General features: G+C 59.5%; 24 protein-coding genes (1 of these 24 cut by a window edge). 7 read left to right on the forward strand and 17 right to left on the reverse strand.

The features are described 5' to 3' along the window. Positions 1-57: 57 nt before the first annotated feature. The 7 genes from I9H07_RS03250 to I9H07_RS03280 form a co-directional block, all read right to left on the reverse strand. The gene (locus I9H07_RS03250; RefSeq protein WP_058391103.1) at positions 58-1,011 is read right to left on the reverse strand and encodes an adenosine deaminase; all 954 of its coding nucleotides are present in this window, start codon (positions 1,009-1,011) and stop codon (positions 58-60) included. Between the two features lie 78 nt (positions 1,012-1,089). Next, positions 1,090-2,055, reverse strand: coding sequence for a 2-oxoglutarate and iron-dependent oxygenase domain-containing protein (locus tag I9H07_RS03255; protein ID WP_058824935.1), 966 nt, complete (start codon positions 2,053-2,055; stop codon positions 1,090-1,092). A 76-nt stretch (positions 2,056-2,131) separates the two neighbouring features. Further along, on the reverse strand, positions 2,132-3,226 hold the full coding sequence (locus I9H07_RS03260; protein WP_236425113.1) for a BMP family ABC transporter substrate-binding protein: 1,095 nt from the start codon (positions 3,224-3,226) through the stop codon (positions 2,132-2,134). Positions 3,227-3,525: 299 nt separating this feature from the next. Continuing rightward, positions 3,526-4,317 carry a Fe(3+) dicitrate ABC transporter ATP-binding protein FecE gene (gene fecE, locus I9H07_RS03265; protein ID WP_058391101.1) on the reverse strand — a complete coding sequence of 264 codons (792 nt, stop codon included), beginning with the start codon at positions 4,315-4,317 and terminating at the stop codon, positions 3,526-3,528. A 4-nt stretch (positions 4,318-4,321) separates the two neighbouring features. Next, complete coding sequence (locus I9H07_RS03270; protein WP_236425112.1) at positions 4,322-5,290, reverse strand: iron chelate uptake ABC transporter family permease subunit; 969 nt, start codon at positions 5,288-5,290, stop codon at positions 4,322-4,324. Further along, a complete protein-coding gene (gene fecC / locus I9H07_RS03275) occupies positions 5,287-6,276 on the reverse strand; it encodes an iron-dicitrate ABC transporter permease FecC (RefSeq protein WP_236425111.1) in 990 nt (329 codons plus the stop codon). The genes I9H07_RS03270 and fecC overlap by 4 nt, the downstream gene beginning before the upstream one ends. Further along, entirely contained in the window at positions 6,277-7,197 is a 921-nt protein-coding gene (locus tag I9H07_RS03280; RefSeq protein ID WP_236425110.1) for a Fe(3+) dicitrate ABC transporter substrate-binding protein FecB, read from the reverse strand. Between the two features lie 244 nt (positions 7,198-7,441). On the opposite strand from I9H07_RS03280, the gene I9H07_RS03285 reads away from it, so the two are divergent. Further along, positions 7,442-8,539 (forward strand): calcium:proton antiporter, encoded by a 1,098-nt coding sequence (locus I9H07_RS03285; RefSeq protein WP_236425109.1) that lies wholly within the window; start codon positions 7,442-7,444, stop codon positions 8,537-8,539. Positions 8,540-8,889: 350 nt separating this feature from the next. Here the strand turns inward: I9H07_RS03285 and I9H07_RS03290 are convergent, their stop codons facing one another. The 3 genes from I9H07_RS03290 to I9H07_RS03300 all read right to left on the reverse strand — a co-directional run bounded on the left by I9H07_RS03290 (position 8,890) and on the right by I9H07_RS03300 (position 11,460). Continuing rightward, positions 8,890-10,245 (reverse strand): 8-oxoguanine deaminase, encoded by a 1,356-nt coding sequence (locus I9H07_RS03290; RefSeq protein ID WP_236427039.1) that lies wholly within the window; start codon positions 10,243-10,245, stop codon positions 8,890-8,892. Between the two features lie 141 nt (positions 10,246-10,386). Further along, the gene (locus I9H07_RS03295) at positions 10,387-11,076 is read right to left on the reverse strand and encodes an SDR family oxidoreductase (RefSeq protein ID WP_236425542.1); all 690 of its coding nucleotides are present in this window, start codon (positions 11,074-11,076) and stop codon (positions 10,387-10,389) included. Between the two features lie 33 nt (positions 11,077-11,109). Then, entirely contained in the window at positions 11,110-11,460 is a 351-nt protein-coding gene (locus tag I9H07_RS03300; protein WP_058824940.1) for a MerR family transcriptional regulator, read from the reverse strand. Positions 11,461-11,546: 86 nt separating this feature from the next. Between I9H07_RS03300 and I9H07_RS03305 the strand changes: the two genes are divergently transcribed. Genes I9H07_RS03305 through I9H07_RS03320 form a run of 4 tightly spaced genes read left to right on the forward strand, consistent with a single transcriptional unit; the run spans position 11,547 to position 13,529 of the window. Beyond that, complete coding sequence (locus I9H07_RS03305) at positions 11,547-11,957, forward strand: hypothetical protein (protein ID WP_058824941.1); 411 nt, start codon at positions 11,547-11,549, stop codon at positions 11,955-11,957. A gap of 54 nt (positions 11,958-12,011) precedes the next feature. Further along, entirely contained in the window at positions 12,012-12,500 is a 489-nt protein-coding gene (locus tag I9H07_RS03310; protein ID WP_152998532.1) for a hypothetical protein, read from the forward strand. After that, entirely contained in the window at positions 12,494-12,940 is a 447-nt protein-coding gene (locus tag I9H07_RS03315; RefSeq protein WP_419178548.1) for a hypothetical protein, read from the forward strand. The genes I9H07_RS03310 and I9H07_RS03315 overlap by 7 nt, the downstream gene beginning before the upstream one ends. Continuing rightward, positions 12,897-13,529: a BRCT domain-containing protein gene (locus I9H07_RS03320; protein WP_058824942.1), complete on the forward strand. Its 633-nt coding sequence runs from the start codon at positions 12,897-12,899 to the stop codon at positions 13,527-13,529. Before I9H07_RS03315 ends, I9H07_RS03320 begins: the two co-directional genes overlap by 44 nt. A gap of 115 nt (positions 13,530-13,644) precedes the next feature. Here the strand turns inward: I9H07_RS03320 and I9H07_RS03325 are convergent, their stop codons facing one another. From I9H07_RS03325 to I9H07_RS03355, 7 genes are all read right to left on the reverse strand, one after another. Next, the gene (locus I9H07_RS03325; RefSeq protein ID WP_024672244.1) at positions 13,645-14,571 is read right to left on the reverse strand and encodes an ABC transporter permease; all 927 of its coding nucleotides are present in this window, start codon (positions 14,569-14,571) and stop codon (positions 13,645-13,647) included. Next, positions 14,571-15,671 carry an ABC transporter permease gene (locus I9H07_RS03330; RefSeq protein ID WP_024672243.1) on the reverse strand — a complete coding sequence of 367 codons (1,101 nt, stop codon included), beginning with the start codon at positions 15,669-15,671 and terminating at the stop codon, positions 14,571-14,573. The genes I9H07_RS03325 and I9H07_RS03330 overlap by 1 nt, the downstream gene beginning before the upstream one ends. A gap of 11 nt (positions 15,672-15,682) precedes the next feature. Further along, complete coding sequence (locus I9H07_RS03335) at positions 15,683-17,236, reverse strand: ABC transporter ATP-binding protein (protein ID WP_236425543.1); 1,554 nt, start codon at positions 17,234-17,236, stop codon at positions 15,683-15,685. 524 nt (positions 17,237-17,760) lie between these two features. Further along, positions 17,761-18,354, reverse strand: a complete 594-nt coding sequence (locus I9H07_RS03340; RefSeq protein ID WP_236425544.1) for an IMPACT family protein — start codon at positions 18,352-18,354, stop codon at positions 17,761-17,763. A 33-nt stretch (positions 18,355-18,387) separates the two neighbouring features. After that, complete coding sequence (locus I9H07_RS03345) at positions 18,388-19,050, reverse strand: TetR/AcrR family transcriptional regulator (RefSeq protein WP_236425545.1); 663 nt, start codon at positions 19,048-19,050, stop codon at positions 18,388-18,390. A gap of 90 nt (positions 19,051-19,140) precedes the next feature. Next, positions 19,141-20,547 (reverse strand): uracil-xanthine permease family protein, encoded by a 1,407-nt coding sequence (locus I9H07_RS03350; protein WP_024672239.1) that lies wholly within the window; start codon positions 20,545-20,547, stop codon positions 19,141-19,143. A gap of 186 nt (positions 20,548-20,733) precedes the next feature. Next, positions 20,734-21,654: a LysR family transcriptional regulator gene (locus I9H07_RS03355; protein WP_024672238.1), complete on the reverse strand. Its 921-nt coding sequence runs from the start codon at positions 21,652-21,654 to the stop codon at positions 20,734-20,736. Between the two features lie 112 nt (positions 21,655-21,766). Between I9H07_RS03355 and I9H07_RS03360 the strand changes: the two genes are divergently transcribed. Both I9H07_RS03360 and I9H07_RS03365 read left to right on the forward strand, forming a co-directional pair. Then, complete coding sequence (locus I9H07_RS03360; RefSeq protein WP_236425546.1) at positions 21,767-23,113, forward strand: aspartate aminotransferase family protein; 1,347 nt, start codon at positions 21,767-21,769, stop codon at positions 23,111-23,113. 92 nt (positions 23,114-23,205) lie between these two features. Beyond that, positions 23,206-24,649, forward strand: the 5' portion of a protein-coding gene (locus I9H07_RS03365; RefSeq protein ID WP_058824947.1) for a CoA-acylating methylmalonate-semialdehyde dehydrogenase. It continues 50 nt past the right edge of the window; only the first 1,444 of its 1,494 coding nucleotides appear in the window; it begins with the start codon at positions 23,206-23,208; its stop codon lies off the right edge, out of view.

Here is a 24,649-nt window from a genome sequence, read left to right on the forward strand (position 1 = left end):
AAGGCATTCCTGCACGGAGCGTGAGGAACGATAGGTGTAGCCTCCTCAAATGACTGTCTAGGGCTTGATCAGTCGTGCATCCAGGCTGTTTTGCGCCAGGCGGCTGGCCTGGTCCTGGGTCATGCCCAGGTGCGTATACAGCGCGTGGAAGTTCTCGGTCACGTAACCACCGAAGTAGGCCGGGTCGTCCGAGTTCACGGTGACTTTCACGCCGCGTTCCAGCATGTCGAGGATGTTGTGTTTGGCCATGTCATCGAACACGCACAGCTTGGTGTTGGACAACGGGCAGACGGTCAGCGGGATCTGTTCGTCGATGATGCGCTGCATCAGCCGCTCGTCTTCGATAGCCCGCACGCCATGGTCGATGCGCTGGATTTTCAGCAGGTCGAGTGCTTCCCAGATGTATTCCGGCGGGCCTTCTTCGCCCGCATGCGCCACGGTCAGGAAACCTTCGTTGCGCGCCCGGTCAAACACGCGCTGGAACTTGCTCGGCGGGTGGCCCATTTCCGAGCTGTCGAGGCCAACGGCCACGAACGCATCACGAAACGGCAGCGCCTGGTCGAGGGTCTTTTCGGCTTCTTCCTGGGACAGGTGGCGCAGAAAGCTCAGGATCAAACCGCTGTCGACACCCAGCTTCGACTTACCGTCTTTCAGCGCGCCGGTAATCCCCGCCAGCACCACTTCAAACGGAATGCCACGGTCAGTGTGGGTTTGCGGATCAAAGAACGGTTCGGTGTGGATAACATTCTGTTCCTTGCAGCGCAGCAAGTAAGCCCAGGTCAGGTCGTAGAAGTCCTGCTCGGTGCGCAACACGTCTGCGCCGCGGTAGTACAGATCAAGGAATTCCTGCAGATTGTTGAAGGCATAGGCTTTGCGCAGGGCTTCGACGTCATTCCACGGCAGGGCGATTTTGTTGCGCTCGGCCAGGGCGAACAGCAGCTCGGGTTCCAGCGAGCCTTCGAGGTGCAAGTGCAGTTCTGCCTTGGGCAGGGCGTTCAACCAGTCGTACATATTCTTTTCTCATCAGGTGCAGATCGCGGGCATTCTACAGATGCACGCCGCTGCGCAGGGTAAAACCTGACCGAACGTTCAACTTGCCTCCTGTTCGCGACGATAAGCGTAAGTGTCGGCGAAGCGCGAAAGCAGAAATTCGGCGCAGGTTGTTACAGGGTAGCGGGCCGGATGAGTTTCGCTCTGACAGCCCGGCAGGCATTCGATGCGGGTGTCTGGATGCGGCTCGGCGAAGAACGGCATCGAATAGCGATCAACGCCCAGCGGGCTGATGACCCGGTGCGGCGTGGACAGGTAACGGTCGTTGCTCCAGCGCGCCATCATATCCCCAAGGTTGACCACGAAAGTGCCCTCGACTGGCGGCGCGTCGATCCATTCGCCGCGTACATCGCGCACCTGCAAACCGCCCGCCGTGTCCTGATACAACAAGGTGATGCAGCCGTAATCGGTGTGCGCGCCGGCGCCCTGTTGCTCGCTTGAAGTGGCCGTGTGGCGCGGCGGATAGTGAATCATGCGCAGTACGCTGACCGGGTCCTTGAAGCGCTGATCAAAAAAATCGCGCTCGATGCCCAGCGCCAGCGTCATGGCGCGCAGCAGGGTTTGCGCCAGCGCCTGCATGTCCAGGTAATGCTGCTCCATCAGGCTTTCCCAGCCGGGAATGTGCGGATGCCGATTGGGGCCGCGCAGCGGTTTGCCGGCCAGCACGTCGGGATGATTGGCATCCATATGCAGGCCCATGTCGAAGGTTTCTTTCAGGTCGCTCGGCAGGCTGGGGTCCAGTTGCTCGGTGGCAATCGCGCCGTAACCGCGATGGTGCGTGCTCTGGGTGATATCGATGCTGAGCTTTTCGGCGGCACCCTGTGCGAAGAAGCCCTTGGCTGCGGATTGCACCTGTTGGATGCGTTCGGCGCTGATCGGGTGACCTTTGATGTAGAAAAAGCCCCACTCACGGCAGGCACTGTCGATCTGCGTGGCGACAGCCTGCCACGCCTGGGTATCTGCGCCGTAAAGCGGGCTGATGTCGATGACGGGAAGCTGGTCCATTAACCGGTCCTGGAAATTCTGTGGTGTTCAGTATCGATGATCGTGCCCGCCGCAGCGGGCACGAGACGCCACCCGGTTATTTAGGCAGTTCGGCCTTGATGCCTTCAACGTAGTAGTTCATCGACGCCAGCTCGGCGTTGGTCGCGACCACGCCGTCAGCAATCTTGATTGTGCCGTTCTGGTCCTTGATCGGGCCGGTGAAGGGGTGAAATTCGCCGCTTTCGATGCTGGCGATGATCTTCTGTGCCTCAGCCTTCACATCCGCAGGCACCACGTCGCTGATCGGCAACTCGACGGTGCCTTCTTTCAGGCCACCCCAGTAATCCTGAGGCTTCCAGGTGCCGGCGATGGCGCCCTCGGCTGCCTGAATGTAATGCGGGCCCCAGTTGTTGACGATCGAGGCCAGTACCGCTTTCGGCCCGAAGTGCGCCATGTCCGAGGCATAACCTACGGCATAGACGCCACGACGTTCGGCCGTCTGGATCGGTGCCGGGCTGTCAGTGTGCTGGAATATCACGTCCACGCCCTGGTCGATCAGTGCGTTGGCGGCGTCGGCTTCCTTGCCCGGATCGAACCACGAGTTGACCCATACCACTTTGATCTCGGTGCCCGGGTTGTATTTGTTTAGCGCCAGCTGGATGGCGTCGATGTCGCGCAGCACTTCAGGGATCGGGAACGAGGCGACGTAACCGATCTTCTTGGTCTTGGTCATTTTCGCCGCGATGTAACCGCTGACATAGCGGCCTTCGTAGGTGCGGGCCAGATAAGTGCCCATGTTCTTGTCCTGCTTGTAGCCGGTCGCGTGCTCGAATTTCACTTTTGGAAATTGCTTGGCGACTTTCAGGGTCGGGTTCATGTAACCGAAGGAGGTGCTGAAAATCAGGTCGTAGCCACCCTTGGCCATGTTGCGGATAACCCGCTCGGCATCCGCGCCTTCCGGCACGTTCTCCACGTAGCTGCTGCTGACCTTGTCACCCAGCGCCTTGACCATCGCCTGGCGGCCCTGCTCGTGCTGATAGGTCCAGCCGTGGTCGCCGATAGGGCCGATATAGACGAATCCGACTTTCAGCGGATCGGCTGCCGAGGCGAGCAGGCTGGAACCGATGCCGACAACAGCGGCCATGGCGCACAGCAGTTTTTTCAGGGGACGACGTGGGTTGGTCAGGTGCATCGGGTCTAGCTCCTTGCGGTCTTGTTGGAGTGCATAACCCTGTAATGCAAATAACTGACCAACAGGACAACTTACGATGCTGGCTTGCTTCACCCTGTAGCAATAGTGCGTGGGCAGGAGCGGACTTGTCCGCGAAGGAGGCAGTGCAGACGATGCATTTTCGGAGAATACGGCGACCCTTTCGCGAACAATGCGGATCGCCGCCCCGGTCGCTCCTACGGTCTTCGGCCAGAATCAAGAGCAGTGTTGCGTATAGCCGAAGTGCAGCGGGAAGGTGCAGGCAGCGGTGGGCTGCGCCGCTAACTGGTGCAGCGCGTGCTGCGCTCGACAATGCACATCGGCGTGCCAGCCACCGGCTCGCGCATGATCTGCACCTGTACATCGAACACCTGGCACACCAGCTCGGCGGTCAGTACATCGCCGGGTGCGCCGCAGGTCACCAGACGCCCGCCCTGCATCACGGCCAGATGGTCGGCGTAGCGGCAGGCCTGATTGATATCGTGCAGCACGGTGATCACCGTTTTGCCTTCGGCACTGAGTTCGCGCATCAGGTCCAGCAGTTCGACCTGATGGCTGATGTCCAGGTAGGTTGTCGGTTCGTCGAGCAGGACGATGGCCGCGTCTTGCGCAAGGATCATCGCCAGCCATGCGCGCTGGCGCTGCCCGCCGGACAGATCGGACAGCGGGCGCTCGGCCAGCATGTCCAATTCCATGCGCTGCATGGCTTGATCGACACTGTGTTGATCGGCCCCGCTCAAGCGTCCCCACAAACTGTTATGCGGGCTGCGTCCATACGCCACCAGTTGGCGCACGCTGACCCCTTCGGGAATCGGCAGCACTTGCGGCAAAAAAGCCACTTTGCAGGCCAGTTCTCTGGCCGACAGCTGGCTGTAAGCTTTGCCGTCCAGGCTCAGGCTGCCCGATTGCGGCGTGAGAATGCGTGCAAAGGCCTTGAGCAACGTGGATTTGCCGCAGCCGTTAGGCCCGATCAGAGCCGTAACCTGTCCCGCTGGCGGGCTGAACGACAGGTCCTGCACGATGCGGGTGGTGCCGTAGCCGATATCGAGTTGCTGTGCCTTCAGAATGCTCATGGGTTCAACCTTTGAATCGGGCTAGCAGCCAGAGAAAATACGGAGCACCGATCACGGCGGTGAGAATCCCGGCTGGAATTTCACTGGGGGCGATCAGCGTGCGGCCCAGCGTATCGGCTAGCACCAGCAGTAATGCGCCCAACACCATGGACGCAGGCAGCAGGTATTGATGATGCCCACCCACCAAGCGGCGAGCCATGTGCGGCGCAACCAGACCGACGAAACTGACTGGCCCGATGATGCCTACGCCAAGACTGGTCAGCAGCACAGCACTGCCCATTGCCAGCCAGCGAGTACGTTTGAGGCCGGTGCCCAGGCTTTGCGCCGCCTCATCGCCAAGGCCGATCAGGTTCAATGGCTTGGCAAGCAGCAGGCTGAGCGGGATCAGCAACAGCAGCGGCGTGGCCAGCAACACATGGTGCCAGTTGCGGCTCCACAAACTGCCGGTCAGCGCCAGCAGGGCAGTGTTGATGTCCAGCGGATTGGCCAGAATCAGGAATTCGGTGATGCTCGACAGCGTGACCGCGATCGCCACCCCGGACAGCGCAAAACGCACGCCGGAAAACTGCACGCCGGTGTTGTACAGCGCCAGTAGCAGTGCGCCGGCCGCGCCGCCCAGACAGGCCACGAACGGCAGCGCGGCCACTGGTAATTGCGGCAGGCCGATGATCGCAATGGTCAACGCCAGCCCTGCGCCCTGGGTCACGCCAAGGATTTCCGGCGAGGCCAGCGGGTTACGAATCACGCCTTGCACGATGGCACCTGCCAGGCCGAATGCGCAGCCCGTTATAATTGCGATCAAGCCGCGTGGCAGGCGGTGGTTCCAGACCTCAAAATCCTTGCTGTCGTGGGCGATCAGGTGATCGAGCACTGCACCGGGTGTCAGCCAGACAGTGCCCGCGCTGAGGCTCAACAGCAGGGCCAGCGCGAGCAGGGTGATCAGCAATAACAGCCGTGAGCGGGGCTGACTCATAGTGCGCGCCTTGCCAGAAACAGAAAGAATGGCGCGCCGATCAATGCGGTGACCACGCCGGCCGGGGTCTCCACCGGGAATGCCACGGCGCGGCTGATCAGGTCAGAGGCCAGGACGATGGCCGCGCCCAGCCCGGCGCTGATCGGGATCAGCCAGCGATAGTCATTGCCCAGCCATTGGCGGGCAATGTTCGGCGCGATCAGGCCGACAAAGCCAATCGGCCCGACGGCACAGACACTGGCTCCGACCAGCAGCAGGCTGACCACGAACACCAGCAGCCGCAGGGCACCGATGCGCACGCCCAGCGAGCGGGCAGCGTCTTCGCCGAGGTTGATCAGATTCAGGCGCGGCGCACAGGCAATCGCCAACACCAGGCCGATCAGCGTGCAGGGCCAGAGCAGTTGCAATTGTTCGGCACCGACATTGGCCAGTGAACCGGCCAGCCAGTTAAGGACGCTTTGCGCCTGGGCTTCGACAAGAATCACCGTGAGGCGGGTCAGTGCCGCGCACAGTGCTGCGACGGCAACGCCTGCCAGCACCAGTCGCCCTTGGGAGGTGGCGGGTGACCATGCACCGCCAAGGCTGAACACCGTAATCCACGCCAGCGTACCGCCGAGGCAGGTCATCAGCAGTGCGCCGCCGGGGAAGGGCAGGGCGACCAGACCGGTGGAAAACAGCGCCAGCCCCAGTGCCGCGCCTGCGGTAACGCCGAACAGGGAAGGCGAGGCCAGACGATTACGGGTGATGCCTTGCATCAACGCTCCGGCAACACCAAGACACGCGCCGACCAGCGCGGCGCATAAGGCGCGCGGCACTCGCAACTGCGCGACGATGTAGGCAATGTTGCCGCCCTCGCGACCCTGGGTGAACAGCCCGTTCCAGGCGTCGACCTGGCGGATGCTGAACGATGACAGTGCGAACAGCGACACCCAGAACAGTCCCAGACAGGTCACCGTGATGACGCCTGCCATCAGCCAGCGGCGCATTTAAGGGTTCAACACGGCCTTGCCGCCCTTGAGCACGGCCAGCGCGTCGTCGGCGATCTGCTCGGACGCCATGATCCCGCGATTGCGCGCCCAGCTGTCACCATCGACTTCGGCCACCTGGTTATTACGTACCGCGCCAAGCACCTGCCACAGCGGCTGCTTGCTCCAGCTGTCAACAATGCTCGGGCGACGATAATGGCCGATCAGCAGCCAGGCAGGGTCCAGCGCCAGCAGTTGCTCCAGGCTGGCGAACTCGGTCGGCGCAGCCTCTTTGCGCACTTCCGGCACCTGCAAGCCGATGGCCTGCAACACGCTGCCAGCGTAAGAGTGCGGACCATGCACCGAGAAGCTGTCTTCACGGGCAACCCCGAACAGCACCTTGGTATGGGTCGGAATCTGCTCGGCGACGGTCTTCAGGTGCTGTTTGTTTTCCGCGATACGTGCCTGCATCTGCGGACCCTTGCCCAGCGCCTTGCCGATCAGTTCGGCGGATTTCAGGCTGCCCTGATAGTCCTCGCCGCGTGACGGCAGCATCAGCGTCGGCGCCAGGCTGGCCAGGTCGTTGTACAGCGCTTGATGACGGCCTAGGTCAGCAATGATCAGGTCCGGCTTGAGCCGCGCAATCACTTCGATGTTGGGTTGCGAGCGCAGCCCCACTGACTGCCATTCGCCCACGGCTTTGCGCACCTTGGGCAGCACGCGACTGGCATCACCGTCGTCGGCAGCACCGACCGGCGTCACGCCCACCGAAGCCAGTCCGTCGAGAAACGAAAACTCCAGGACCACCACGCGCTTGGGGGTGTCTGGCAGATGGACGTTGTGCTGGCCGTCATTGATGTCGATGGGCGCGGCCTGGGCGGTGGTCGCCAGCAAGGTCAGCAGGCCGCAAGCCACTAGATGCGGAAGTCGAAAAGCACGCATGGCGAATGTCCTTTCTAACAGAGGCAGAATCGTGAAAAACAGGCGTGCCATAAAGGCCGCGAAGAAAACGGCGGGCACTATTTCACATCGTGGCGACGGGATCAAAAGTCATTTACGCGTGGGTGCAGTTCTCATTCGGGCTATTTTATGAAACCTTTTGTCACACAAGCTACTCTGAGACGCTTCACTGTTGGCCACCTTCATGTACATCCGCGGCGATGTCGCAAGGTTTGGGGAATAAAAAATGGGCGCATTGCTCAAGCAAGAAAAGTTTCTGCTGCTGGCAATCATTGCCATGTTCGTCGCCTACCCACTGGAGCACGTGCTGCTGGGCAATGGCCAGGTCGTTGCACTGGTCTCAGGGCTGGCGCTGGTCGGCTTCATCGTCTGCGCCTCGATGCGCGTCGCCCATCATGCCGAGATGCTCGCGGAAAAAGTCGGTGACCCCTACGGCACGATGATCCTCACGCTGTCGGCCGTGCTGGTCGAGGTGGTGATTCTGGCAATCATGATGAGCAACGAGCCGTCGCCGACGCTGGTGCGCGATACGATTTACTCGGCTGTCATGCTCGACATCAACGGCATTCTTGGCCTGGCCGCGCTGATGGGCGGCATCAAGCATGGCGAGCAGTCTTACAACGATGATTCGGCACGTACCTACAGCGTGATGATTCTGACCGCCATGGGCGTTTCCATGGTCGTGCCCGAATTCATTCCCAAGGGTGACTGGAAGATCTATTCGGCGTTCACCATTGGCGCGATGATTCTGCTCTACACCTTGTTCCTGCGCATGCAGGTCGGGCCGCACAGTTACTTTTTCAGCTACAGCTACCCGGAGAAGAAAAAGCGCCAGGGCTCGGATCAGACTGAGGAACATGCAGAAGCGGTCAATCTGCCTCGTTCGATTGGCACCCTGGTAGTCGGCGTTGTGGTTATCGGTGCGCTGGCTGAAGTGATGTCCAAGACCGTTGACCTCGGCCTGGAGGGCACGGGTGCGCCGCCGGTGATGACCGCGATTCTGGTCGCCGCCATTTCCGCAGCGCCGGAGATCCTGACCGCCTTGCGTGCAGCCCTCGCCAACCGCATGCAGTCGGTGGTCAATATCGCCTTGGGTGCATCGCTGTCCACCGTGATTCTGACCGTTCCGGTCATGGAAGCAATGGCGCTTTACAGCGGCCAGCCGTTCCAGATGGCCATGACCCCGGTGCAGACCGTAATGATCTTCATCACCCTGCTGGTGTCCGCCATCAACCTCAACGACGGCGAAACCAACGCCATCGAAGGCATGACCCACTTCGTGCTGTTCGCGACGTTCATCATGCTGTCGTGCCTGGGGCTTTGAGGCTGTAGCGCTCATCGCCTGTCGCTTCCACGCTCCGCGTCGCAGAGGACGCAGAGCGTCCAGAACGGCATGCCGACGCGGAGCGTCGCACGATAGTGCTTTGCTTATCGTTCCCACGCTCCGCGTGGTAATGCATTTCGTGACGCTCTGCGTCACATTGCAGCCATGGCGCATCACTCAATCTGGTCTGAAGTACAGGCCGTACCAAAGCCTGAGACTCCTTTGTGCTTGATACCGCGCCAGGCTGCAGATTTGTGACGCGGAGCGTCACCCAATGCATGCCAACGCGGAGCATTGGCACGATAGTCACGCTCTGCGTCGCACGATGTTGATATTTTCCTTGTGCAGGTTCAGCCCTGAATCAGTTCCCGCGCCGCGTGGCTGTGATCGGCGATCAGCTTCTTGATATCGAGCCCTTCGACCTGCCCGTCGATCACTCGCCATTGCCCTGCAATCATCACCCGGTCCGCACGATCTGCGCCGCACAGCAGCAGTGCGGACAGTGGATCATGGCTGCCGGAGAAGCGCAGTTCGTCCAGCTTGAACAACGCCAGATCAGCCTGTTTGCTCACGGCCAGCTCTCCAATATCAGTGCGCCCCAGCAAATGTGCTGAACCCTTGGTCGCCCAGCCGAGTACCCGTTGCGGGGTGATTTTCTCGGCGCCGTAGCGCAGGCGTTGCAGGTAAAGTGCCTGTCGTGCTTCGAGGATCATGTTCGATGCATCGTTGGACGCCGAGCCGTCTACCCCAAGCCCGAGCGGCGCGCCGGCAGCGATCAGGTCCAGGGTCGGGCAAATACCCGAAGCCAGGCGCATGTTCGAGCTGGGGCAGTGGCAGACTCCGGTGCCCGCTGCGCCAAGGCGGGCGATTTCATCGGGGTTGAAATGGATGCCGTGGGCCAGCCAGGTACGTGGGCCGAGCCAGCCGACGCTGTCCAGATAGTCAACCGTGCGCAGGCCAAAGCGCTGCAGGCAGAAGTCTTCTTCATCCAGGGTTTCGGCCAGATGCGTGTGCAGGCGCACATCGAGCTTTTCTGCCATCGCAGCGCTCTCGGCCATGATCTGCGGCGTCACCGAAAACGGCGAGCAAGGCGCCAGCGCGACCTGAATCTGCGCGCCGTCGCCGCGCTCGTGATACGTCTCGATCAGGCGCTGGCTGTCCGCCAGAATCACCTCGCCCTGTTGCACCGTCTGCTGCGGCGGCAACCCGCCATCCGCTTCGCCCAGGCTCATGGAACCACGGGTCAGCATGGCGCGCATGCCGAGCTCACGCACACTCTGCACCTGCACATCGATGGCGTGCTCCAGCCCGTTTGGAAACAGGTAGTGATGATCGGCAGCCGTCGTGCAGCCCGACAACAACAGCTCCGCCAACGCGACCTTGCTGGCAACGGCGAGCTTGTCCGGTGTCAGGCGCGCCCACACCGGGTACAGGGTCTTGAGCCACGGGAACAGCGGCTGATTGACCACCGGTGCCCAGGCACGCGTCAGGGTTTGATAAAAGTGATGGTGGGTATTGATCAGCCCCGGCAGCAACACATGCTCGCGAGCATCGAACGTCTGGGCGCAGGGCAAGGATGGGTGCTGACCGGCGGCCAGCACCTCAGTGATGACACCGCCCTCAATGACCAGACCGCCACGGGCGTCCAGGTCATTGGCGGTGAACACAGCAAGGGGATTTTTCAACCAGATACGGATCGCGGGCATGGGCCGGCTCCTCTGAAAAGGGTTCAGGGTTAGCCAGCTCAGTGATGCCCTGTCTGCTGATCCAGGGTTGCCAGGGCGTACAGCGCCCCGGCAAGGTTTGCAAGTCTATCGGGGTGATCGGTGCTTGATCAACACTGTCCGTTACCAGGCAATGGTCTTGCCCTGATAATCGATGAAGTGATGCCCACCTTTGCCTGCATAGGCATTGAGCTGTTCCACAAGCCCGGTGGTGCTGGTCAGCACGTCAATGGCTGCGTTTTCGCCGCCCATATCAGTCTTGACCCAACCCGGATGCATCGACAGTACAGTCGGGCGTTTCTCGTCCAGCTGACTGACAAAGGTGTTGGTCATCGAATTGAGTGCTGCCTTGCTGGCCTTGTACAGCGCCAGGTTCGCGCCATCCGGGCAGGTGACGCTGCCCAGCCACGAACTCATGAATGCCAGAACGCCGGTTTCAGGACGGATGTGCGCGACAAAGCGTTCAGCCAGCCGAATCGGCGCGACCGCATTGGTCAGGAACAACTGACCCAGCTCGGCAGCGGTCGATTTCGCAGCACTTTGATGTTCCGCACCGCTGATCCCGGCATTGACGAACAGCACGTCAAAGACCTCGCCCTTGAGCTTCTGCACCAGCACCTCAAGCGAAGCGGTTTCGTCCAGGTCCACGGCTTCAATTCGAACACCCTCGACGGCCCTTAGATTCTCGGCGTTCTGCGGGTCACGAACGGTAGCAGTGACCTGCCAGCCCTGCTCGGTCAAACGCTGCACCAGCCCAAGCCCCAAACCGCGAGAGGCGCCGATGATGAGGGCGGTTTTTTTGGTAGTGGTCATGAATGATTCCTTGGCAGTTTTAATAAGAGGTAGTCAATGCTGCAACGGGCATCGCTGACCCAAACGCTGATGCAGTTCGCTACGTAGCTCACTGAGTTCAGCAATTCGGGCATCAATAAGCGCCAGCTTTTCCTGAAGCAATAAGGCGATCGCAACGTCCGGTGCTGGAGCCTTCCACAATTCGGCAACGTTGTTGCCCACTTCGTTCAGGGTGAAACCCAACCGTTGCGCCACTTTGATGAACTGCACTAGCTGTAACGTCTCCGCTGGGTAGTGGCGATAACCGTTTGCGCCGCGTTGCGCGACGATCAGTCCGCGTTGCTCATAAAAACGTAACGTGTCGCGACTGACGGCTGCAGCTTTGGCCAGCTCACCGATACGCATAAATAACCAGTCCTTGGAATGCTTGACCCTGGAGCGTACTCCAGCCTTTAGCCTGTTGGAATCTTAATCAAACAGGAAGCATGTTCATGTGGAGTGCCAAGCAATATCGTCGAGTGGTCCGGTCTAGCGCCTGGTATGACTTGATCGTCACTGGCGCCTTTGTGACCCCGTGGAGTTTTGCAGCATTGCACAGTGCTCTGACGGCATTGAGCCAACACTTGAATCTACCTGGGGACCTACCCGCATTCGCACCGATGCAAACGCTGATGGCGAATCTGCTGGGCTCGATTGTCTGCGTGTGGGCTGTGCTGCGAATCCGCGACCCGCAGCCGGTTTTTGGACGCTACGACGCAGCGGGTCGATTGCTGTTTGCAACATGGCAAGCTCATGCACTGGCCCATGGCGCGAGTAGCCTGTTAATCGGATTTATGGTGGTTGAATTGATCTGGGCTGCAGTGCAGCTCTGGCCAGTTAGCGGTTCTCAGAAGCCATATTGACATCATCTGTTTCCACCGGTACAAGCACGGATCATACAAGCCATGGAGAGGCTGATGTCGAAGCCAGCACCCAAAGATTGTTCTAACCATTCACCGAAGAAAACCAGGCACGTGTGGATATCTCACGACGACTTCTATGACGGAGATTTCCTGCGTGGTTGGCATTTTGCTGTACACCGTGTTCATGCTTCTGCCCTTGGCTACAGTCTTCTTCCTAAGGAGAAGGGAGGGGTCAAAGGTTATAACCACCTGCTGAGTGACGATGGAGTACGTTTGTCTAGCCGGTCACTTATCTTTAATACCCCACTTGCAGCCAGTGACTGGAACGCAGCGCTGAAAACTGATCTACGCGGGATACAGATATCTAGCGCCTCTAAAGGAAAGGATGGCTATGCGCTGGTGACGCTTTACCGTCTCAATGAAACTCAATCAAGCCTTATAAATGATCGGATTCTGGAAACGACGCAGAGTGCTGTCATTGCTTATCTTCGGTACGGAACAGATTTTCCACCAGTCAGTGATCTGCAGGAGTCCGGATTATGACTCGTCTCTTTCGTAAAAATGATGCGCCACCAAGAGTTGAGCTAATGCATGCTCAGGTATGGGACGCGGAGGACGAGGGCATAATCCAGTGCTGGGAAAACGGACGTGAGCTCGCAGTCACTTCGCAAGACTTGGCCAAAAAATGTTTGGAAAACGAGCTGCCGATTCTTGCATGGAAAGGCGGAGTTTCCAGAGACATGAAATTGCGTAAAAAATTTGGATCTTTTAAGTACTTGGCCCAATGGCAGGGGCTGAGAGGTGAGGATCTGAATATTGACCGTACAAAAAAATATCAGCTCGTGTGTTCATTGACGAAAATTGTCGTGACGTTCACGTCGGATCGATCTAAATACCTCAACAAGGCTGCTGAGGCAGATAAGCCAGGAGAAAAAATTGATGGTCGACTTGCATCAGGAGTTTCAGAACAGTCGCTTTTTTAATCAGGCACGCATAGACAGACGATCCGTGGACGCTTTGATTGGAATAAGTGCAGGACTTTGCGCAGATGGCTCAATCAATCAAGCGGAGGCCGTTTTTCTCAAAGAATGGGTTGAGGGAAACCTTACCCATCTTGAAGATCCTGTCGTCAATCTCCTCTATCGCCGACTGGAAAATATGCTGAGTGACGATGTGCTTGATGCAGAGGAGTCCGTTGAGCTATTCAGCCTGCTTAAGCAGTTTGGTGGAGGCCAAAGTCTCTCTTCTGACGGGTTTTCAATGCCGGGCACGTTACCGCTCAATAATCCGGCACCGGTGCTTGACTGGAACGACCGTCTTTTCATGTTCACCGGAACAATGGCGTATGGGCCCAGAAAGCATTGCGAAGAACTCGTCCTTGAGCGAGGTGGCCAGATTTGTAGCGGGCTCACAAAAAAAACCAGCTTCCTGATCGTTGGAAGCCTGGGGAATGACCAATGGCTGCATAGCAGCTACGGTCTAAAGATCAAAAAGGCTGTAGAACTAAGGGAGGCGGGAGTGCCTATTGCCATCGTGAGCGAGGAACATTGGCAACAAGCTGTGTTTGGATAACACAGCACGCTGTCGCCTCTGCCAAATCAGCGTCTACCTCTTCCATCATCGTTCGTGTTCGGCATGATCTTGGCGAGTGAGGCTACCGCCCTCGTCACATTTCAGATCCTCCCCATCAATGCCCCGCCCGCCAAGGCTGGCCCAGCGACACCGGCGCATACAGCCGGGTGCGCAGGGCGTCGCGGGAGAGCAGGACGAGGACGATGATGGTTGCCACATAAGGCAGCATCGCCAGCAGGTTGGAAGGGATTGCCAGGCCGATGCCTTGCGCGACCAGATGCAGGATGCTGGCGAGGCCGAACAGGTAGGCACCGAGCAGCAGGCGCCAGACGCGCCAGCTGGCGAATACCACCAGGGCCAGGGCAATCCAGCCGCGTCCGGCGCTCATGTTTTCTGCCCACATCGGCGTGTACGCCAAAGACAGGTAAGCACCGGCCAGCCCGGCCATCGCGCCGCCGAACAGCACTGCCAGTGTACGCACCCGCAACACCGGCAGGCCCATGGCGCTGGCGGCGTCCGGGTTTTCGCCAACAGCCTGGATGATCAGCCCGACGCGGCTTTTCAGCAGTGCCCATGCCACCAGAGCAAACAGCGCAAACGACAGGTACACCAGAAGATCCTGCGCAAACAGCATGCGGCCGATGAGCGGGATATCGCTGAGGAAAGGAATCGCAACCGGCTCGAAACCACTGAGCGGCTTGCCGACCCAGGCCGCGCCGACGAAGCTTGAAAGGCCGACTCCGAAAATGGTCAGCGCCAGCCCGGTCGCCACCTGATTGGCATTGAACACCAGCGCCACCACCGCAAACAGTGCCGACAACAGCATGCCCGCCAGCATTGCCAGCAGCACGCCCAGCCAGAGATTGCCGGTGCTCAACGCGATAATGAAACCGATCACCGCGCCAAACAGCATCATGCCTTCCTGACCCAGGTTGATGACGCCGCTCTTCTCGCAAATCAGTTCGCCCAGTGCGACCAACAGCAGAGGCGTGCCGCAACGCACCATGGCGTAGAAAATATTGCTCAGCAGGTCGATATCCATCATGCGGCTCCTGTGACGGGTGTCATCTGGCGCTTGGCCCAGCGTTGTTTCAAGCGTGGGCGGTAGAGAATCAGCACGTCACAGGCGAGCAGGAAGAACAGCATCATGCCCTGAAACAACTGAGTGATTGCCAAAGGCAGGTTCAAAGTCATCTGCGCGCTTTCTCCGCCCAGATAGAGCAGGGCGATCAGCAGGCTGGAGAACAGGATGCCGATGGGGTTCAGGCGACCGAGAAACGCCACGGTAATTGCGGCATAGCCGTAACCCGGCGAGACCTGCGGCACCAGTTGGCCGATAGGGCCGGTGACTTCCGACACGCCCGCCAGCCCGGCCAGACCGCCGCTGATCAACAGCGCCAGCCACACCAGTTGCTTCTCACGGAAACCGACGAACCCGGCTGCGCGCTTGTCCAGGCCCAGCACTTTGATCTGAAAGCCGATAAAACTGCGTTGCAGCAAAACCCAGACCGCCACCAGTGCCAGCAGCGCGAAGTACACGCCGATGTGCGCGCGGCCATCTTCCATCAACAGCGGCAGACGGCTGGCGTCGCCGAAGGTCGCGGACTCCGGGAAGTTCATGCCCGCCGGGTCTTTGAGTGGCCCATGCACGAAATACAACAGCAGGTTGAGCGCGATGTAATTGAGCATGATGCTGGTGAGGATTTCGTTAGCGTTGAAATGCGTGCGCAGCCACGCCGTGACGCCTGCCCATGCCGCGCCAGCCAGGGTCCCGGCCAGCAGCACCATGACCAGTGCCCAGCGGCTCTCCATTTCGATGATATTCACCGCCACAGCGCTGCCTGCCAGCGCGCCGAGCAGCAACTGGCCTTCGGCACCGATGTTCCAGATACGTGCCTGATAGGCGACCGCCAAGCCCAGCGCGCAGAGCAGGATCGGCAGGGTCTTGACCATCAATTCCGACAGGCCGTACCAATCGCTGACCGGTGCGATCAGCAAGGTATGCAGCGTCACCCATGGGTCCAGGCCGAGACCGATGAACAGCAGTGAGCCGCACACCAGTGTCAGGACGGCGGCCAGCAACGGGGAGCACCACAGCATGGCGCGCGATTGCTGGCCGCGCGGTTCCAGAGAAAGCAGCATGTTTTGCTCCGTTAACCCGGCGTGTGGGCCTGAGTGTGAGAATGATCGAATTGTCCTGCCATCCAGCCGCCTATCTGCACGGTGCTGGTCTGCCCGGTGGGGATCAGGTCGGAAAGCTGGCCGCCGCTTAGAGCCGCGAGGCGGTCGCTGATCTGGAACAACTCGTCCAGATCTTCGGAAATCACCAGAATCGCTGCGCCTGCATCACGCAAGGCGATCAGTGCCCGGTGAATCGCTGCTGCGGCACCGACATCCACGCCCCAGGTCGGGTGCGCGGCAATCAGCAGTTTCGGGTTTTGCAGGATTTCCCGGCCGAGAATGAATTTCTGCAGGTTGCCGCCCGACAGGCTGCGCGCCGGGGCTTGAGCATCGGGCGTCTTGACCGCAAAGCGGCGAATGATTTCGTCGGCCAGCGCGCGAACCTTGCCACGCTGAATCAGGCCGTTGCTCACCAGCCCTTGCTGGAACGCGGTGAGCAGCGCGTTATCAGCCAGGCTCAATTCCGGCACGGCACCGTGCCCGAGCCGCTCGGCCGGAACAAAGGCCAGGCCGCGTTTGCGGCGTGCATCAGGGCGCAAATGCCCGACCGGCGCCTCTGCGAAATGTAGGGCAGCCGCTTGCGCGTGCGCGAGCGGCTGTTCGCCGCTCAGCAGCGCAAGCAGTTCATCCTGACCATTGCCCGCCACGCCTGCGATGCCGACGATCTCGCCGCTGCGCACTTCCAGGCTCAGATTTTTCAGTGAGCAACCAAACGGGTCGGGGTTGTGCCAGGACAGCCTGTCGACGCGCAGAAACGGTGCGCTGCCGCTGACTTTCTCATAGTGCGCGGTCAGGCCTTCAGCATCACCGACCATCATCCGCGCCAGTGTCAGATCAGAGCACTCAGCCGGAATGCAGTGCCCGGAGACTTTGCCGTTGCGCAGCACGGTTGCGCTGTGACACAAGGCCCGAACCTCGCCCAGTTTGTGGCTGATAAACAGAATGCTGCAGCCTTCTTCGGCCAGGTGCCTGAGGGTGACGAACAGCTCTTCGGCTTCCTGGGGCGTGAGCACCGATGTGGGCTCATCGAGAATCAGCAGGCGGATGTCCTGCATCAGGCAGCGAATGATTTCGACTTTCTGCCGCTCGCCAATCGACAGGCTGTGGACCAGACGTTGAGGCTCCACGGCCATGCCGTAACGCTGCGACACTTCACGAATGCGCGGCTCAAGTTGTTTCGGTGTGCCAGCCGCTGCACCCATGGCCAGGGCGATGTTCTGCGCGACACTCAAGGTTTCGAACAGCGAGAAATGCTGGAACACCATGCCGATGCCCAGGCTTCGGGCTTGCGCCGGGTTGCGCATGACCTGCGCCTGGCCTTGCCAGATGATCGACCCGGCATCCGGCTGAGTGACGCCATAGATGATCTTCATCAGCGTGCTTTTGCCCGCGCCGTTTTCGCCCAGCAACGCATGAATCTCGCCGGGCTGGATAGTCAGGTCGACCGCGTCGTTGGCCAGGCAGCCCGGATACTGCTTGGTGATATGGCGCAGCTGGAGGCGCGCGGGTATCGCGTGGTTTGGCATGAAAGGCTCTGAGGCAGAAGTGGTTCGCCTGTGCATAAAGCAAAATCCTGGCCAATGAGTCAGGATTCAGGCGAGCCGCAATGAATCGGGTGTTAATAGGGGGACTTTGAGTGTCTCGACCTTCAGAAGCTGCCAGTTCAGCACCAGTTCGGGGCGCGCTGATGGGGCGAGGCGTCGATTATGGCTCATTGATTTGAGCAAGAAACGCACAGTCGCCGTCGACAGCGGCACGGCCAGTGGTCACGGCACCCTTGCACCTGTTATCCACAGGTTGTTCCACCGTTAATGTGCGCAAGCTCGAAAGGGGGGAATAACGCCAGTCGGGTTAGCTCCCAACGGTTCTAAAGCGCGCTAACAGCCTGTTTTTACGCCGCTTTTGGTATTTATCCGGCGGATTGTACAAAAAATGATCATTCGCTTGAAACGCCCGTCCGGCAAGGCGTGCAGTGGAGTGTGCTCAGGTTATCCACAACCGGATGCACAGTAGATGTGGGCAATTGTCGAAAGGCCGCCAAAAGGTGCGTTCAGTCATCCACGACGCTGTGCAAAAGGATCCTTCCACGACTCAGGTCGGCTAATTGGCGTTGTAATGTGTCGAGATGCTCAGGGCCGATGGCAATCGCCATCTGGACACCATTGGCGGTGAAATCCTCGCTTTCCACCAAGCCGTTCAGCTCTGCCAGCCGCACCTTGACCAGGGCCAGCTCACTGAAGCTGCATTCCAGATTGAACGATGAGCGCTGAATCAACGGCAAGCGTTCGGCCTGCTGCAAACACTTGTTGGCACCGCCACCGTATGCGCGCGCCAGGCCGCCGGTGCCCAACTGAATGCCGCCATACCAGCGAATCACCAGGACCACGACCTGATCGAATTCCTGCGCTTCGATGGCTGCCAGAATCGGTCTGCCTGCGGTGCCGCCCGGTTCGCCATCGTCATTGCTGCGGTATTGGCCGCCCAGCTTCCAGGCCCAGCAATTGTGGGTCGCGTTCAGGTCGCTGTGCTGCTCGATGAACGCTTGCGCGTCTGCCGGGCTGGCGATGGGAGCGGCGAGAGTGATGAAGCGGCTCTTGCGAATTTCTTCTCGAAACTCGCAAGGGCCGACGAGGGTAAAAGGCATTCAGGTGTCCTTGCTGGCGGCAAGGTACAGATTCTACAAGGCTGGCGGCGTCAGCCCACAACCTTTGAGGATGATCCGGATCAGATTGTCGCTGGCCTGATCCATATCCTGACGCGTCAGGCGACTGCGCCCGGTCACGCGACAGATCTGGGTCGCGAAGTCGGCGTAATGCTGAGTGCTGCCCCACAGCAGGAAGATCAAGTGCACCGGGTCGACCGGGTCCATCTTGCCCGCATCGATCCAGGCCTGAAAAACCGCTGCTCGCCCCTGAAACCAGAGGCGGTAATCCTGACTGAAATATTCACTCATGCATTCGCCACCGCTGATGATCTCCATGGCGAAGATCCGCGAGGCCTGAGGCTGGCGACGCGAGAATTCCATCTTGGCGCGAATGTAACGTGTGAGTGCCTCGGCCGGATCGTCATCGACGCTGAGGTGGTTGAAGGTGCTGTCCCACAAATCGATGATGTTGCTCAGCACCGCGACATACAGACCAAGCTTGTTGGTGAAGTAATAATGCAGGTTGGCTTTCGGCAGCCCGGCTTTCAGCGCAATGGTGTTCATGCTGGTGCCCTTGAAGCCGTGGCGGGCGAATTCATCTTCGGCTGCCTGGATAATCGCTTCCTCGTTCTTCTGACGAATACGGCTTGCGGGCTTGGTGACGTGAGCGCCGTGCGCTGGGACTTCAAGTGTCATGGGCAATTCCGGGCAGGTCGTGGGGGCACAACAGGTGAACAGATAGCGCACCGGCGGCCATCCGGCAAGCGCTGGTGCGACTGTCGACAGTTATCGTGGTTGCTCAAGGGGATTGGGTTCGTTGAGCGGATCAGCCTGGGTGACGCTGACGTTGCTTTCAGGGATCAGCAGGCACATGACGATGGCGGTAATGCCGCCGCTGGTGATGGCCGAGTCGAACAGGTTCTGCACCAGTCTGGGCATGAGATGCAGCAGTGCAGGCTGCGCCGCAATGCCCAAACCGACGCCGAACGAGGTTGCGATGATCAGCATGCTGCGTCGGTCCAGTGGCGACTGGGCCAGAATTCGTACGCCTGCCGCCGCCACGCTGCCGAACATCACCAGCGTTGCACCGCCCAGTACCGGCTTGGGAATCTGCTGGACGATAGCGCCGATATGCGGGAACAGGCCGAGGATGAACAGCACCGCGCCGATGTACAGGCCGACATAGCGGCTGGCGACGCCGGTCAGCTGGATCACGCCATTGTTCTGCGCAAACGTGGTGTTGGGAAACGCGCTGAACGTAGCGGCAATCATGCAGCTCACCCCATCGCCCAGCACGCCGCCCTTGAGGCGTGCGAGATAACCCGGGCCGCTGATCGGCTGACGCGCCAGCATGCAATTGGCGGTGAGGTCGCCGACTGTTTCGATGCTGCTGATCAGATAAATCAGCGCGACCGGCAGGAAGGCGGTCCAGTCAAAACTGAAACCGAATCTGAATGGCACCGGCACGCTGATCAACGGCAGATCGTGAATGGGTTGAGGAACCAGCTTGCCGCTGAACCACGCGGCCAGGCTGCCGATGGCCAGGCCGATGATGATCGCCGACAAGCGCACCGACGGTGTATTGGAGCGGTTGAGCACGATGATCACCGCCAGTACGAACACACCCAGTGCAAGGTTCAACGGCGCGCCGAAATCCGCTGCGTTGAAGCCGCCACCCAGGTCGGTGACGCCGACCTTGATCAGGCTCACCCCGATCAGGGTGATCACGATACCGGTCACCAGTGGTGTGATGACGCGCCGCAACTGGCCGATGCAGCGACTCAGAACGATCTGCACCAACGCGCCGAAAAAGCACACGCCGAAGATCATCGCCATGATGTCTTCCGGGCTGCCGCCACGCTGCTTGACCAGAAAACCTGCTGACAACACCGCACCCAAGAAGGCGAAGCTGGTGCCTTGCAGGCAGATCATTCCGGCGCCGATACCGAACGGTCGGCGTGCCTGAATGAACGTACCGGTACCCGACACCATCAGGGCCATGCTGATCAGGTAGGGCAAGTATTCGGTCAATCCGAGCGTCGAGCCGATAATCAGCGGCGGGGTGATGATGCCGACGAAGCTGGCAAGGACGTGTTGCAGCGCTGCCAATAGGGCCGTCAGTGGTTTGGGGCGGTCGTTCAGGCCGTAGATCAGGTCATTGTTTTCAGAATTCTCAACGCTTTCAGGCTGCATGGCGAAGTCTCGGAATGGGAAGTGCCATGTACTGGCGTGGCGTTATCCGGAACACCTGCAAAAAACTGTCCACCTGCTCAGGTTATTTCGTCGTGAGCTTGTTTATTGCCAGATATATCAGCCTGATAGCCCTTTCGAGGAGCTTCATGAAGTGGGCCTGTTGAGCATTTGCCATGCAGCAGTGTGTCAGCGGGTAGCAGCGAGTGCTTCCAGAAAGCTCTCAAGCACCAAATGAGGGCGCCGGCCCTTGCGTGTAACGGTGACCAGATCGAGGTCATAGAATTTCGATTCGGGTTTCAGCGCGCGCAACCTGCCTTCCTGCACCCAGGCGTTGGCGTAATGATCCGGCAGGTAGCCGATGTAGCGGCCCGTCAGGATCAGAAACGCAATGCCCTCCCGGTCGGAGGCGCTGGCGGTGCAAGTGAGCGCCTGATAGTGAGCCTGAATGTCTTTGGGCAAGCGAAAGGTCGGGGCGATGGCGTCCTGCCCGGCTAGACGTTCATCACTCAGGCCCGCATTTTCGGCATAGAACAGGGGATGACCCACCGCGCAGTAGAGCAGCGAGCGCTCGCTGTACAGCGCGTGATATTCCAGCCCTGGCAATGCGCTGGCCTGTGGCACGACGCCGACATGCAGCCCGCCGTCCAGCACGCCTTGCTCGACTTCAGCGGGAGCGCTCATGCGGATATTGATGTGCACGCCGGGACCGCGCTCTTTGAGGCGCGACAATGCATGGGTAATACGCATGTGGGGGAGGGTGACGAGGTTGTCGGTCAGGCCGATGTTCAACTCGCCGCGCAGATTCTGGTGCAGGCCGTTGACCTCGGTCCTGAAACTTTCCAGGGCACTGAGCAATTGCAGGGAGGACTGGTAAACCTCGCGCCCTTCGTCAGTCAACGAAAAACCGGCCCTGCCGCGTTGACAGAGGCGCAAGCCGAGACGCTGTTCCAGGTCACTCATCTGCTGACTGATGGCTGATCGACCGATACCAAGCACGCTTTCTGCGGCCGAAAAACCGCCCGCTTCAACGACGCTTTTGAAAATACGCAGCAAGCGAATATCAAAGTCGCTGACCTGCGCCAAGGGATCGGGGCGACGGATACTCATTGTTTAGTGGTTACCTAACTAAAGATCAGGAAAATCAGGTTTTACGAACCTTAGTCGCATGGCAACTTGGCTGCAATCACTGTTCGCTCAAGCGCCTGCGAGGCCTGCTCCCATGAATATGTTCGAAGCGTCCGATCTGCCCGTCACCAGCCAGTTGAAACTTGATGCCCACTGGATGCCCTACACAGCGAACCGCAATTTCCAGCGTGATCCGCGCATGGTCGTTGCGGCAAGCGGCTGCTATCTGACCGACGACAAGGGGCGCAAGATCTACGACGGGCTGTCCGGCCTGTGGACCTGCGGTGCCGGGCACACACGCAAGGAAATTCAAGAGGCTGTTTCACGGCAGTTGGGTGTGCTCGATTACTCGCCGGGCTTCCAGTTCGGGCATCCTGCTTCGTTTCGGTTAGCGGAAAAGATCACCGATCTGACCCCCGGCAACCTCAATCACGTCTTCTATACCAACTCCGGCTCCGAGTGCGCCGACACGGCCGTGAAGATGGTGCGCGCCTACTGGCGCCTGAAAGGGCAGGCGACCAAGACCAAGATGATCGGCCGTGCGCGTGGTTACCATGGCGTCAACGTGGCTGGCACCAGCCTGGGTGGAGTGAATGGCAACCGCAAGATGTTCGGTCAATTGATGGATGTCGACCATCTGCCGCACACCTTGCTGGCCAGCAATGCGTTCTCCAAGGGCATGCCTGAGGCAGGCGGTATCGCACTGGCCGACGAAATGCTCAAGCTGATTGAGCTGCATGACGCGTCGAACATCGCGGCAGTCATTGTCGAGCCGATGGCGGGCTCGGCGGGGGTCATCGTCCCGCCACAAGGCTACCTCAAGCGACTGCGTGAAATTTGCGATCAGCACAACATCCTGCTGATCTTCGACGAAGTCATTACCGGGTTTGGTCGTACCGGGTCGATGTTCGGTGCCGACAGCTTCGGTGTGACCCCGGACCTGATGTGCATCGCCAAGCAGATCACCAATGGCGCGATTCCGATGGGCGCGGTGATTGCCAGCAGCGAGATTTATCAGACCTTCATGAATCAGCCGACGCCGGAATACGCCGTTGAGTTTCCGCACGGTTACACCTACTCGGCGCACCCGGTGGCCTGCGCAGCAGGGCTGGCAGCGCTGGAACTGTTGCAGCGTGAGAATCTGGTGCAACAGGCAGCGGAAATCGCGCCGCATTTCGAAAACGTATTGCATGGCATCAAAGGGGCGAAGAACGTCGTTGATATCCGCAATTACGGATTGGCCGGTGCCATCCAGATCGCTCCGCGTGATGGCGATGCCATTGTGCGTCCGTTCGAAGCAGGCATGAAGCTGTGGAAGGCTGGCTTCTACGTGCGCTTCGGCGGCGACACCCTGCAGTTCGGCCCAATGTTTAACAGTCAGGCACAGGACCTGGACCGTCTGTTCGATGCGGTTGGTGAGACGCTGAACCTGATCGACTGATGGTGCTGCCAGCGCTTCTTCTTATATAGGTCACTTTTTCAACCGCGGGCACGGAGTCATTCGCGCCTGACGCAGTTTTTTGGAGCTTTTTCATGAGCAGCATTCAGCACCTGATCCACGGCGAGTTCGTATCCGGTAACGATCGCACAGCAGATGTGTTCAATCCTTCGACCGGGCAGGTCATTCATCAGGTTGCACTGGCCAGCCGTGAAACCGTTCAGCAAGCCATCGACTCGGCCAAATCAGCCTTCCCGGCCTGGCGCAACACACCACCTGCCAAACGCGCCCAAGTGATGTTTCGCTTCAAGCAATTACTGGAACAAAACGAAGCGCGTATCGCGCAGTTGATCAGCGAAGAACATGGCAAGACGCTGGAAGATGCGGCGGGTGAGCTGAAGCGCGGTATCGAAAACGTGGAGTACGCCTGCGCTGCGCCGGAAGTGCTCAAGGGTGAATACAGTCGTAACGTGGGGCCGAACATCGACGCGTGGTCGGACTTCCAGCCGTTGGGCATTGTTGCGGGCATAACGCCGTTCAACTTTCCGGCCATGGTGCCGCTTTGGATGTACCCGCTGGCCATTGCATGCGGTAACTGCTTCATTCTCAAGCCATCCGAGCGTGATCCGAGCTCTACGCTGTTGATCGCCGAATTGCTGCATGAAGCCGGATTGCCCAAGGGCATACTCAACGTGGTGCATGGCGACAAGGTGGCGGTGGATGCGCTGATCGAAGCGCCAGAAGTCAAAGCGCTGAGTTTCGTGGGTTCAACGCCGATTGCCGAGTACATCTATAAGGAAGGCGCGGCACGAGGAAAACGCGTGCAGGCGCTGGGTGGTGCCAAGAACCACGCGGTGCTGATGCCGGATGCTGACCTCGATAACGCGGTCAGTGCGTTGATGGGGGCCGCCTACGGTTCTTGCGGTGAGCGCTGCATGGCAATTTCGGTCGCAGTCTGTGTGGGTGATCAGATCGCCGATGCGCTGGTGGCCAAACTGGTTCCGCAAATCCAGAGCCTGAAGATCGGTGCCGGCACGACCTGCGGCCTGGACATGGGGCCGCTGGTGACCGGGCAGCATCGCGACAAAGTCAGCGGCTATATAGAAGACGGTGTGCAGTCGGGCGCTACGCTGGTTGTGGATGGCCGCAATCTTCAGGTTGCCGGGCACGAGGCGGGTTTCTTTATGGGCGGGTGTCTGTTTGATCGCGTGACACCACAGATGCGTATCTATAAAGAAGAGATCTTCGGGCCGGTGCTGTGCATCGTGCGCGTGGACAGCCTCGAGCAGGCCATGCAATTGATCAACGATCACGAGTATGGCAACGGCACGTGCATCTTCACCCGTGATGGCGAAGCTGCACGGTTGTTCTGCGATGAGATTGAAGTGGGCATGGTCGGGGTCAATGTCCCGCTGCCAGTGCCGGTCGCTTACCACAGCTTTGGCGGCTGGAAGCGGTCGTTGTTTGGCGATTTGCATGCCTACGGGCCGGATGGCGTGCGTTTCTATACGCGTCGCAAGGCGATTACTCAGCGCTGGC

The organism is Pseudomonas syringae (assembly GCF_023278085.1).
Lineage (GTDB): Bacteria > Pseudomonadota > Gammaproteobacteria > Pseudomonadales > Pseudomonadaceae > Aquipseudomonas > Aquipseudomonas syringae_Q.